Origin of the sequence: Exiguobacterium sp. SH31 (assembly GCF_001816105.1) — a bacterium.
Taxonomy (GTDB): Bacteria; Bacillota; Bacilli; order Exiguobacteriales; family Exiguobacteriaceae; genus Exiguobacterium; species Exiguobacterium aurantiacum_A.
The window spans coordinates 19,993-31,568 of sequence record NZ_LYTG01000063.1 but is presented as its reverse complement, the minus strand read 5'-3'; the positions used below and the strand labels follow the sequence as shown (position 1 = coordinate 31,568).

At 53.5% G+C, this 11,576-nt stretch carries 10 protein-coding genes and 1 pseudogene; 6 read left to right on the top strand and 5 right to left on the bottom strand.

From position 1 onward, the window contains the following. Positions 1-8: 8 nt before the first annotated feature. Entirely contained in the window at positions 9-746 is a 738-nt protein-coding gene (locus tag A6395_RS09355; RefSeq protein WP_071398810.1) for a YwqG family protein, read from the bottom strand. Between the two features lie 152 nt (positions 747-898). Between A6395_RS09355 and A6395_RS09350 the strand changes: the two genes are divergently transcribed. The 4 genes from A6395_RS09350 (at position 899) to A6395_RS09335 (ending at position 3,802) form a co-directional block, all read left to right on the top strand. Continuing rightward, a complete protein-coding gene (locus tag A6395_RS09350) occupies positions 899-1,255 on the top strand; it encodes a CidA/LrgA family protein (RefSeq protein WP_071398809.1) in 357 nt (118 codons plus the stop codon). Further along, entirely contained in the window at positions 1,252-1,926 is a 675-nt protein-coding gene (locus A6395_RS09345) for an LrgB family protein (protein WP_071398808.1), read from the top strand. The genes A6395_RS09350 and A6395_RS09345 overlap by 4 nt, the downstream gene beginning before the upstream one ends. Before the next feature lie 118 nt (positions 1,927-2,044). Further along, positions 2,045-3,283, top strand: a complete 1,239-nt coding sequence (gene pepT / locus A6395_RS09340; RefSeq protein WP_071398807.1) for a peptidase T — start codon at positions 2,045-2,047, stop codon at positions 3,281-3,283. Between the two features lie 54 nt (positions 3,284-3,337). After that, the gene (locus A6395_RS09335) at positions 3,338-3,802 is read left to right on the top strand and encodes an SACOL1771 family peroxiredoxin (RefSeq protein ID WP_071398806.1); all 465 of its coding nucleotides are present in this window, start codon (positions 3,338-3,340) and stop codon (positions 3,800-3,802) included. On the opposite strand, the gene A6395_RS09330 is transcribed toward A6395_RS09335, so the two are convergent. Then, complete coding sequence (locus tag A6395_RS09330) at positions 3,794-4,405, bottom strand: stage II sporulation protein M (RefSeq protein WP_071398805.1); 612 nt, start codon at positions 4,403-4,405, stop codon at positions 3,794-3,796. The two genes, A6395_RS09335 and A6395_RS09330, sit on opposite strands and share 9 nt — an antisense overlap. A gap of 132 nt (positions 4,406-4,537) precedes the next feature. Here A6395_RS09330 and A6395_RS09325 point away from each other — a divergent pair, with 132 nt between their 5' ends. Further along, positions 4,538-6,163: an ABC-F family ATP-binding cassette domain-containing protein gene (locus A6395_RS09325; protein WP_070328113.1), complete on the top strand. Its 1,626-nt coding sequence runs from the start codon at positions 4,538-4,540 to the stop codon at positions 6,161-6,163. A 158-nt stretch (positions 6,164-6,321) separates the two neighbouring features. Here the strand turns inward: A6395_RS09325 and A6395_RS15895 are convergent. Beyond that, a pseudogene (locus A6395_RS15895) lies at positions 6,322-7,661 on the bottom strand (IS1182 family transposase); the annotation flags it as partial. A 333-nt stretch (positions 7,662-7,994) separates the two neighbouring features. Further along, the gene (locus tag A6395_RS09310; RefSeq protein ID WP_071398802.1) at positions 7,995-8,744 is read right to left on the bottom strand and encodes a FixH family protein; all 750 of its coding nucleotides are present in this window, start codon (positions 8,742-8,744) and stop codon (positions 7,995-7,997) included. A 306-nt stretch (positions 8,745-9,050) separates the two neighbouring features. On the opposite strand from A6395_RS09310, the gene A6395_RS09305 reads away from it, so the two are divergent. Further along, complete coding sequence (locus tag A6395_RS09305) at positions 9,051-10,220, top strand: LysM peptidoglycan-binding domain-containing protein (RefSeq protein WP_233589701.1); 1,170 nt, start codon at positions 9,051-9,053, stop codon at positions 10,218-10,220. Positions 10,221-10,263: 43 nt separating this feature from the next. On the opposite strand, the gene aceA is transcribed toward A6395_RS09305, so the two are convergent. Next, positions 10,264-11,538, bottom strand: a complete 1,275-nt coding sequence (gene aceA, locus A6395_RS09300; protein ID WP_071398800.1) for an isocitrate lyase — start codon at positions 11,536-11,538, stop codon at positions 10,264-10,266. Positions 11,539-11,576: the final 38 nt, after the last annotated feature.

The window sequence follows — 11,576 nt, the reverse complement described above, 5'->3', positions numbered from 1 at the left end:
TTTTTTGTTCAATAGCATTGCATGATCATTTCGGTCTCCTCGAATCGTTTGGCCTGAAGCGCCTCTGTCGGAATCAAAAAGTAGAGAATCCCGACATCGCCGAACATGATATCGAGCTCTTCTGACGAATCCATTTGGAAGAGCAGGAACGGCCGCTTGAAGCGGTCACCATATGTGTCCTGAACCTCTTCGAACACATCATTTTGAATTGCGTTCGGATGACCGCCGATTGCGTGAAATTCCTCATCGTCAATCAGCTCTTCGAACGCCTCGAACTGATCGTCATTCAATAGATGGGCGAGCACATCAACGTTCGGTGCGTATGATTCATCAAACGAGACCGCCCGTTCGTTCAGCGCCTCCCCGACTTTGACACGTTCAAGGTCTGTGTCTTCCGTGTACACAACACGCCAAAGATGACGTTCGTCCTTGTCGCCCCACGGTTGTTCTTCCATATCGTAAAAGAAAGACAACAATCCTTTTTTTGGAAGCGCCTCGACCGACTCACAGCCGGCAAAGTCGCTTAAGCGAAATTGCGCCAAAAACGTCAAGTTCTCTCCAGGATGGTCCGACCCGATCGGTAAATCTGGATAACCACCAAATTTCGAATGGCCAATCGCCACCTCTTCTCGTGTCGTTCGAGGCACCATACTCAAATTGATTCGTTGTTGGAACGCGTTCAAGACGTCTGCCCCATTTTTGATTTGCTGTTCTTGAATGAACCGTTCGACTGCCGTTTGTTCCATAAATACACCTCATTTGTTAGTAGTGAGCTCATTATACCACCTCCGAACATATGTACCCGTTATCTTTTTTGTCATAGCCTCCATCTTGACCTAGATGATAAAGTTTGAGAGAATTCATACGTTTTGAACGTATATGCGAAAGGATGAATCACATGCAACGTCTTATCAAATGGATTATCGGCCTTTCGCTCTTATTTGGCTTGAGCGCGCTCGGGAATTGGATCGTCGCCGTGCTCGCTTTAAAAGTGCCAGGGAGCGTCATCGGCATGGTCCTGTTACTGCTCTTATTGATGACCAAGATCATCCGCGTCGAATGGATCGAAGATAGCGCCGGTTTCTTGACGAAGCACCTCGCCTTTTTCTTCATCCCGATCGCGGTCGGGCTCATGTCTTATAGCTCTCTCTTAAAGGAGGAAGGCGTTCCGCTCTTCCTCGCCTTGATCATCAGCATGACGATCGGACTCGTCGTGACGGCGGTCGTTTCCGGAAGGCGGGGTGAGGGGTCATGACCGTCCTCTGGATATTGATCACGATTACCGTCTACATGTTGAGTCGGAAACTGTCATTCAAATGGGCGTCCCCGTTCACGAACGTCGTCTTTTTGAGCACGCTCACGCTCATCTTGTTGTTGCTCGTCTTTGGACAGACCTACGACACGTATGCGCCGGCGAAAGATGCGATCACGACACTGCTCGGGCCGGCAACGGTGGCGCTCGGCTTGCCGCTCTATCGCAACTTACCGATCCTGCTCGCTCGGGCTAAACGAGCGCTTGGTGCCATCGTGCTCGGGACGTTATCGACGATTTTCGTCGCTGTCGGTCTCGGGACCGCGCTCAAGTTGACGAATCACGTCTTGCTCGCCTTGTCCGTCAAATCGGTGACGTCACCGATCGCGCTCGAACTGGCACGACAGTTGCAAGGTGACGCCGCGCTCGCCGCTTCGGTCGCCGTCGCCTGCGGCATCCTTGGCGCCATGCTCGGCCCAGTGATTCTCTCTATGTTCAACGTGACCGACCCGTTCACGCGCGGACTCGCTCTCGGGACGATCAGCCACGGCATCGGGACGGCCCAAGCCGCGACCGAACATCCGCTCTCAGGCGCGACGGGTGGCGCCGCGATGGGATTGACCGCCATTCTCACGTCGTTCTTGTTGCCGCTCCTATTACCTTTCCTATTTTAGTTGCAAGGCAGGGAGACGCCCCGGCGTCTCCCTGTTTGTTGTCAAACAATTTTGATACTTTTCAAAACAGCTCTCATGCTACACTAAATAAGTAATGATTCGTTAGAGGAGGTCTACCATGCAAGCAAAATTGATTGAACGATTAATGACCTACGCAAAGATTGATACCCAATCTGACTTCACGAGTGAGACGACGCCGTCGACGGCGAAACAATGGGACTTGATCCGCCATCTCGAGGCCGAACTGAAGGCGATTGGGCTCGAGGACGTCGAGACCGACGAATACGGCTACTTGTTCGCGACGTTGCCGAGTAACGTCGACCATGACGTGCCGACGATCGGGCTGCTCGCTCACGTCGATACGGCGACCGATTTTACCGGCACAAACGTCAATCCGCAACTCGTCGAACACTACGCGGGTGGCGATATCGTCTTGAACGAGACACTCAATGTTATCTTGTCACCGCGTGACTTCCCCGAACTTGATGATTACGTCGGCCATACGCTCATGACGACGGACGGAACGACGCTGCTCGGTGCCGATGATAAGGCCGGCATGGCGGAAATCGTCACGGCGGTCGAATACTTACTGGCGCATCCGGAAATCCCACATGGACCGGTCCGGATTGCGTTCACACCGGACGAAGAGATCGGTCGCGGGCCACATAAGTTCGACGTCGCCCACTTCAACGCTGACTTCGCCTACACGATGGACGGCGGTCCGCTTGGCGAACTTCAGTATGAAAGTTTCAACGCTGCCGGAGCGACCGTCACGTTCCACGGCACGAACGTCCACCCGGGTAGCGCCAAGAACAAGATGGTCAACTCGATGAAACTGGCGATGGCGTTCCATAACCGCCTTCCGGCCGACGAGGCACCGGAACATACGAGCCATTATGAAGGATTCTTCCACTTGAACGGATTCTCGGGTGATGTCGAGACGACAGTTCTCCAATACATCATCCGCGACCACGACCGGACGAAGTTCGAGGCCCGAAAAGTCTTGCTCGAGAAGCTTGTCGCCGAATGGAAACAAAAATACGGCGAGGCACGCATCGACTTGAAGATGGACGACCAGTACTACAACATGGCCGAGAAGATCGAGCCGGTCAAACACATCGTCGACACCGTCGCCGACGTCATGCGCGAGCTCGGGATCGAACCGGTGATCGAACCGATCCGCGGCGGGACGGACGGCTCGCAACTGTCGTACATGGGCCTCCCGACGCCAAACATCTTCACTGGCGGCGAGAACTATCACGGCAAGTTCGAGTACGTCTCCGTCAACAATATGGAAAAAGCGACACACGTCATCATCCAGACGCTCCGCACGTTCGCCGAACGCGCTCGAGCATAACACATGCGCCTCCAATCATTCTCTTCTACACTAGAGACATTGGAGGCGATTTTTATGAAGTATACGTTTCACATGAACCTTGACTGGACCGGTGGACGTAACGACGTCGGCACGATTGAGGCCGAACGGTTAAAGACGCAAATCTCGATCCCCCCGGAAATGGACGGACCTGGTATCGGGACAAATCCCGACGAGATGCTCCTCGGAGCTGCAGCGACGTGCTATATCATCACGCTCGCGGCCATGCTTGGACGGAGCGATCTTTCCCATCAAGGCATCACGATCGACGCCGAAGGTATCGTCGACGTGACGAACGGCGTGTTCACATACGAGACGATCCGTTATAAAACCGTGATCAACGTCCTCGCTGCGGCGACCGACCGGGATATCACGCTCGTCGAACGGATTGCTAAGAAAGCTAAAGACGGCTGTATGATTTCACGCGCCTTGGCTGGCAACGTGACGTTCGAGCTCGACACGACGGTCAAGCGGTCTGATACGGCAGTAAGTTCACTGTAGCAAGAGCGGCGTGACGTACGCCTCGATGACAGCGGAGACAGCGAGGAGCGGTACCGCGATAAATAAGAACGTCTTGAACCCTGCGAGCAATAGCGCTTTGAACGTGACGTCCGTCTCTTTTCCTCGTAACTTCTTCCATACATGACGGTTGAGCGACAGTCCCATCGCCGCCCCGAGCAGGATCGCCGAGATCTCGGTGACGCCGTGCGGTAAAATCCCGAGAATGAGCACTTTGATGACCGACTCGCCCGTGAAACCAACGAGCATGGCGACGAGGCCGATGACGGCGGCGTTGATGACGACGAACACATAGGGGATGAAGAGTGGGATCACTCCGAGCAAGAAGGCGAGCAACGTGACACGTGTATTGTTCACGAACAAGGCGATCATCGTGTCGCGTGCGCTCGAGTCGAACGTCAGCCCGCTCGCTTCAAACGATTCGCCGAGTTGGGCTAAAATTTCGTCGACTTGTTCGGCCGCGACGAACGTGCGGAATAACCAATACGAGACGACGCCTGTCACGAAGAACACGAGCAACAGTCGGACGAAATCTTTGCGGTAGTAGTCGTTCCACGCCTCACGGATCGATAGTGATGTTTTCATGAGCGATTCCCCCTTATCCATTCATACGAATCTGTTCCACATTTGTTTCATATTTACCCGCGACTGCGCGTTTTTAAAAAACGTGATACAATACACGTCGTAAACAAATCAGAAAAACGAGGTATTCTATACATGATTACAGTAAATAACGTAAGTCTTCAATTCGGTGGCCGCAAGTTGTTCGAAGACGTGAACATCAAGTTCACACCAGGCAACTGTTACGGCTTGATCGGCGCGAACGGTGCCGGTAAATCAACATTCTTGAAAATTCTTGCCGGTGAGCAAGAGACGTCAACGGGTGACGTCAGCTTCTCACCTGGCGAACGTCTCGCCGTCCTTAAACAGGACCATTATGCGTACGAAGACCAGGCTGTGCTTGAAACAGTCATCAAAGGCCATGAGCGCTTGTATCAAGTCATGAAAGAAAAAGATGCAATCTATATGAAAGAAGATTTCTCTGACGAAGACGGCATGCGTGCCGCTGAACTCGAAGGTGAATTCGCTGAGATGAACGGTTGGGAAGCCGAGTCGGAAGCCGCAACGGTGCTTCAAGGTCTTGGAATCACTGACGCGTCGCACCATAAACTCATGAGCGAGCTCACGGGTGGCGAGAAGGTCAAGGTACTCCTTGCCCAAGCGTTGTTCGGTAAGCCAGACATCTTGCTCCTCGATGAGCCGACGAACGGACTTGACATCAAAGCGATTCAATGGCTCGAAGAGTTCTTGATCAACTTCGAGAACACAGTCATCGTCGTTTCCCACGACCGTCACTTCTTGAACAAAGTTTGTACACATATGGCTGACCTCGACTTCGGTAAGATTCAGCTGTACGTCGGGAACTACGACTTCTGGTACGAGTCGAGCCAACTCGCATCGCGCATGGCCAACGACCAGAACAAGAAAAAAGAAGAGAAGATCAAAGAGCTCCAAAACTTTATCGCTCGTTTCAGCTCGAACGCCTCGAAGGCGCGTCAAGCGACGTCGCGTAAAAAGTTGCTCGATAAGATCACACTGGATGACATCCGTCCGTCATCACGCCGTTATCCGTTCGTCGGTTTCTCGATGGAACGTGAAATCGGAAATGACGTCTTGTACGTCGACAACGTCTCGAAGACGATCGACGGTGTCAAAGTACTCGACAACGTCACGTTCTCATTGAACAAGATGGACAAAGTCGCTTTCGTCGGTCGCAACGACGTCGCCATCACGACGCTCTTCAAGATCCTCATGGGTGAGATGGAGCCAGACACGGGTACGGTCAAATGGGGCGTGACGACGATCCAGTCGTACTTCCCGAAAGACAACTCGGAATACTTCGAAGGCTCAGATAAGAGCATCTTGGACTGGTTACGCCAGTTCTCGCCAGCTGACGAGTCAGATACGTTCCTCCGTGGTTTCCTCGGCCGTATGCTCTTCTCTGGCGAAGAAGTCATGAAGAAAGCGTCTGTCCTCTCAGGGGGAGAGAAAGTTCGTTGCATGCTCTCGAAGATGATGCTCTCGAACTCGAACGTGCTCGTCCTTGACGATCCGACGAACCACTTGGACCTCGAATCGATCACAGCTCTCAACAACGGACTCGAGACGTTCAAAGGCGTACTCCTCTTCAGTTCACATGACCATCAGCTCATCTCGACGATTGCGACACGCATCATCGAAGTGACGCCGAACGGGATTGTCGACAAAGAAGCGACGTACGACCAGTTCCTCGAGAACGAATCGCTTCAACAACAAGTCGAATCACTTTACCAAAACGCATAATAAAAATCGATCGGCGCACGCGCCGATCGATTTTTCAGGCTGTTGACGAACCAAATCGCCCATCGCGATTTGGTTCGTCTCTTTTTGTGTTCATCGAGCTCGAGGCGCTCTGCCCGGCATAAAATTGAAGAAATGCTATGTAGACGGTCTTTTTCGGCCAACAGGTTGGCCAATTTCTTCATGTTTTGTGCGGTGGCTGCCACCAGGTTGGCGCACTGGACCTTCTCGGTCCCCCGGTAGAACGTGAAGCGGAGCCCGTGAAGCTCTTTCGCGTCGGCGAACGAGCGCTCCACGGTCTGCGGCCGGAGACGATAGAGGTATCGTCCGGATTCGGACAGACGGTTCCGGTTCACCAATTCGCGATAGGTTTCATCAAGATGACGGGTGATGACGCGCCGGTGGGCACGATTGGACGTACACTTCTCGAGAAGCGGGCAGTTCTTACAGACGGCGGGGTCGGAGGCGTAGTGGTGATACCCGTGTCGGTCTGTCGTTCGATAGGTGGGACGCTGTTTCGCCGGGCAGACATAGACGTCTTCTTCTGATACATATTTGAAGCTCGTCCTCCGAAACATCCCCTTCTTCCCGCCGAAGCGGCGCCAGGCGATGACGCCGAAGACGCCGCGCTCGATGAGCGCCTTCGCAATCTCTGTCGTGAAGTACCCCGCATCGAGGGCGACTGCCTCTAGCGGATAGCCGAATCGGCCGAGGATATGCTCGAGACGGGCGAGGTAGACGGTGCTGTCTGACACGTTCCCGGGCGTGACGTGCACATCGACGATGAAGTTGTGTTTGGCGTCGACCGTCCGGTGCGCCAGCCAGAAAAAGCCTTCCGGCTTCTGGTCACGATACATATAGCCCGCATCCGGGTCGGTCCGGCTCACCTTGATGAACCGGCTCTCCCTTTTCGGTGAGGCGGGCTTCAGCGCTTTTTTCCACGGTCCGACCGTTCTTCGTTCACCCGGTCTAGGAGCTCGCCCTCAATCGCGTTCACAACGCGCTCGACCTCGACCTTGTCGAACTTCTTCTTGTTCGCGTTGGCACGGATGTGGGTCGAGTCGGTGATCAGGATTCGCCCCGACACGAAGCCGTGGGCTTCGGCCTGACCCAAGATGTCCTCGAAGATCAGTTGGAAGACGTCCTTCCCTTTGAAGCGGCGCCGATAGGCCTGGCTGATCGTCGAATGGTCGGGTACCTTCTCATCAATCCCGAGCCCGAGGAACCAGCGGTAGGCGAGGTTCGTCTGGACCTCTTTAACCGTCTGGCGGACGGAACGGATGTTGAGCAGCGGGCCGAGGAGGATGATCTTGATGATAATCTCGGGGTCGATGCCGGGCTGTCCGGTGTTCGAGTACAGCGGCGCGCAAAGGCGGTGCACGATCGAGAAATCGATGTGGCGGTCGATCTTTCGGACGAGGTGGTCTTGCGGGACCATTTGGTCCAGGGTGGTCTTCGTCTGAATCGGTTCATGTCTCTTCTCCGGGTGGGCACGGTACATATGGGGTTCCTCCCTAGTCAGCGGACAGGTTCGGCGTTTATCTGCCTTTTCCCGTTTTTACCGGTTCGAAGAACATGTCCGAGGCTTTTTCTTCGGCCATCGAGGCCTCAGAAAAAGACAAACGGCCGCCAGATGGCGACCGTTTGCGTTGCTCGTCCGACGGCGCCCCGACTCCTGCAGGAAAGCAATCCAACGGAGACCCAGCAGCGACATAAGTCGCGATGCGGCTCCGGGATTGCCTGCGGAAAGCGTGGGCGCCGGAAGGACGAGCGATTCTATTGATGTTAGTCAACAAGCTGAAAAATCGATCGGCGCACGCGCCGATCGATTTTTTTATTTGACTTCGACTGTCTCCATGACGTGTTCATGGATGTCGTGTCCTTTCGTCACATGAACTTGGACGTTGTACGTACCGGGCTCCGGGAACGTATGCTCACCCGCATAGCTTCCGTTTTCCGTTTCCTCAAGCTTCACCCAATCGTGCTTATCCGCACCGTCTTTGAATACTTCAAGTTGAACGTCCGCACCTGTCAGCACCTCATGGTCAATTTCAACGTTGACGGTGAACGGGCTCGCTTCATTCGCCGTCACTTGCTTTGGATCGAGTGTGATATCGGCCCCGGCGTGTTGGTGATGGTCTGTTTCAGCCTCGGCTTCGGCTTCTGTTTCTGGATGACCGACCGTCACCTTCGCTGTCGGCATCGTATGCATCGCCCGCGCCGTCACGTGGACTTGGACCGTATAGACCGCTTCATCCGCAAACGTTGCTTCCGTCTCATAGACCCCGTCTTCTGTGAGCGAAGCTTTCATCATCTCACTCTCTTCTTTGGCGCCGTTCTTCCACACTTCGAACTTGATCTCGTCCGCATCATCGACCCCTTTGCCGTCTTGCGTGACGCGAACCGATAACGTGACCGCTTCATCTATTTCCGCTGTCGCCGGTACGTTCAATTCTGCTTCGACAGGTTCCATCGACTGCACCGTCTCCGTCGCATTGTCCGCCTCTTCTGTCCCGCATGCCCCAAGGACGAACAAACCGATTATTCCTGTCGCCATCCCGATTCGTTTCACTGTTTGTCTCATTATGAATCCCCCCTAGTTAATCGCTTACACGTTTCACACATTGTTCATGATATCATCCTTTTTCAGGAATTGTGTGATGTTTTTGTGATATTTACCACGTCACCTGCTCATAAATTGAACACAAAATTTGAGAGTCATTATCCAAAAATTCCTTTGCCTATTTTTAGGATTATAACGTGTTCATCACCAAAACGGGGTATATAAAATATATACACAGCTCAATATATGGAAAGCCTTGACACCAAGATACATACACCAAGAATGGAGGCGAAAGGAAAAATGAAGAGCAAATTTGTACGGTTATTGATGGCTTTGTTGATCCTGCTGGCACCGTTAGTCACCTATCCAAAATCAGCTGATGCCGCTGCTTCGAAGTTCATAACGAGCGTGAACACGACGAGTAAAGTCGTGGCGTTGACGTTCGATGACGGAGCGGATGGTGCGAATACGAACAAGATTTTGGACATACTTGCCAAGAACAACGTCAAAGCCACTTTCTTTTTGACTGGAACCGGCGCCAACCACCATCCTCAATACATTAAAAACATCGCAGCTAAAGGTCACCAAGTAGGTAACCACTCGTACAGCCACCCATACTTCACCCAGTTGACCGCCACTCAAATGAAGACCGAACTCGACCGTACCGAAGCAATCGTTAAGTCACTGACCGGCAAAACGACAAAACCGATCTTCCGGGCTCCGTTTGGCGCCGTGAACAGCGCCGTCTTGAGCGGTGTCGGCGCTGCCGGCTACGCTTATACGATCCAATGGAACATCGATACGATTGACTGGAAAGGACTCACTGCTAGCCAAATCAATACGAAAGTCCAAACGAACATCAAACCAGGATCGATCGTCCTCATGCACACCGGTGCTGGTGCGCCAGGCACACCGCTAGCCTTGCCGACGATGATCTCGCAACTGAAAGCAAAAGGCTACAAGTTCGTGACAGTTTCCCAATTGCTCGCTTACCAATCTACTTCAACCTCTAAAACGTATACTGTCAAATCAGGCGACACGCTCTATAGCATCGCTCGGGCTTACAACGTCACAGTCGCTGCACTCGCTGCCGCCAACAAGATCACGAACTACAACTTGATCAGTGTCGGTCAAGTGCTCGTCATTCCAGGTACAAGCGTCACGCCACCCCCAACGACGACTGTCAAATATACGGTAAAAGCAGGCGATACACTCTACAAGATTGCGACACTGTACAAAACGACCGTCGCCAAAATCGCTGCCGCCAATAACATCACCAACATCAACCTGATCAGCGTCGGTCAAGTCCTGGTCATCCCAGGAACAACCGTCACTCCTCCGCCAGCGACGACCGTGAAGTATACCGTCAAGTCAGGCGACACGCTCTATAAGATTGCGACGACATATAATACGACCGTCGCCAAAATCGCTGCCGCCAACAACATCACGAACATCAATTTGATCAGCGTCGGTCAAGTGCTCACGATTCCTCGTTAACCACGAAAAAGATGATGCCGCGGCATCATCTTTTTCGTTTGCTTCATTTCACTTCAAACTGTTCCGCCTCGGTCGATCCAGCGAGCGCGGTCGTCGACGACTGTCCGCTCGAGATGACGAGTGAGACTTCATCGAAGTAGCCGGTGCCGACTTCACGCTGATGGCGCGTCGCCGTGTAGCCGTGTTGTTCGGCCGCAAATTCGGCTTGTTGTAACTCAGAATATGCTGCCATCCCACGATCTTTATAGCCGCGGGCGAGCTCGAACATGCCGAAGTTGAGCGAATGGAACCCGGCGAGTGTGACGAATTGGAACTTGTAGCCCATCGTCCCAATCTCTTGTTGGAACGTCGCGATCTCGTCGTCAGACAGCTTCTTCTTCCAGTTGAACGAAGGCGAACAGTTGTAGGCGAGCATTTTTCCAGGATACTTCGCATGGATCGCGTCCGCGAACTGGCGTGCTTCTTGCAAGTCCGGTTCCGATGTCTCGCACCAGACGAGATCGGCGTAAGGAGCATAGGCGAGACCGCGGGCGATCGCCTGCTCGATGCCGGCCTCGGTCCGGTAGAAGCCTTCCGGCGTCCGGTCGCCGACGATGAACGGATGGTCAATCGGGTCGATGTCACTTGTGATCAAGTTGGCCGCATGCGCGTCCGTCCGGGCGACGATAATCGTCGATACGCCCATGACGTCTGCTGCTAGGCGCGCCGCGATCAAGTTTTTCACAGCCGTCTGCGTCGGGAGCAATACTTTACCGCCGAGGTGACCACACTTTTTCTCCGAAGACAGCTGGTCCTCTAAGTGGACACCGGCCGCACCAGACTCGATCATCGCTTTCGTCAGCTCGAAGACGTTGAGCACACCGCCGAACCCAGCTTCCATATCGGCGACGATCGGCGCGAACCAGTGCGTATCCCCTTTCCCTTCCGCCGTTTGAATCTGATCGGCCCGTTGCAGCGCCTGATTGATTCGCTTGACGACGCTCGGTACCGAGTTGGCCGGGTACAGGCTTTGGTCCGGATACATATGCCCTGATAAGTTCGCATCAGCGGCGACTTGCCAGCCGCTTAAGTAGATGGCCTCAAGCCCCGCCTTCACTTGTTGGATTGCCTGATTTCCGGTGAGCGCCCCGAGCGCGTGGACGTAATCCCGTTTGTAGAGCAGGTCCCACAGACGTTCCGACCCTTTCGTCGCGAGCGTATGTTCGATCAAGACCGATCCACGAAGCTTCATGACGTCGTCGACTCCGTACGGACGCTCGACCCCGTCAAACCGTTCCGACTGAAAAACCTTCTCGAGTTGCATGCGTTGTTCATTCATTGTTATTCCTCCTGTATTATATTAGTTTTGTTTTAATT

Excerpts from the sequence above, each read along its gene's own strand:
- A6395_RS09325 (WP_070328113.1), top strand. The coding sequence starts at position 4,538 with ATGATTACAGTAAATAACGTAAGTCTTCAATTCGGTGGCCGCAAGTTG.
- A6395_RS09330 (WP_071398805.1), bottom strand. The coding sequence starts at position 4,405 with ATGAAAACATCACTATCGATCCGTGAGGCGTGGAACGACTACTACCGC.
- A6395_RS09355 (WP_071398810.1), bottom strand. The coding sequence starts at position 746 with ATGGAACAAACGGCAGTCGAACGGTTCATTCAAGAACAGCAAATCAAA.
- A6395_RS09310 (WP_071398802.1), bottom strand. The coding sequence starts at position 8,744 with ATGAGACAAACAGTGAAACGAATCGGGATGGCGACAGGAATAATCGGT.
- A6395_RS09350 (WP_071398809.1), top strand. The coding sequence starts at position 899 with ATGCAACGTCTTATCAAATGGATTATCGGCCTTTCGCTCTTATTTGGC.
- A6395_RS09335 (WP_071398806.1), top strand. The coding sequence starts at position 3,338 with ATGAAGTATACGTTTCACATGAACCTTGACTGGACCGGTGGACGTAAC.
- aceA (WP_071398800.1), bottom strand. The coding sequence starts at position 11,538 with ATGAATGAACAACGCATGCAACTCGAGAAGGTTTTTCAGTCGGAACGG.
- pepT (WP_071398807.1), top strand. The coding sequence starts at position 2,045 with ATGCAAGCAAAATTGATTGAACGATTAATGACCTACGCAAAGATTGAT.
- A6395_RS09345 (WP_071398808.1), top strand. The coding sequence starts at position 1,252 with ATGACCGTCCTCTGGATATTGATCACGATTACCGTCTACATGTTGAGT.
- A6395_RS09305 (WP_233589701.1), top strand. The coding sequence starts at position 9,051 with ATGGCTTTGTTGATCCTGCTGGCACCGTTAGTCACCTATCCAAAATCA.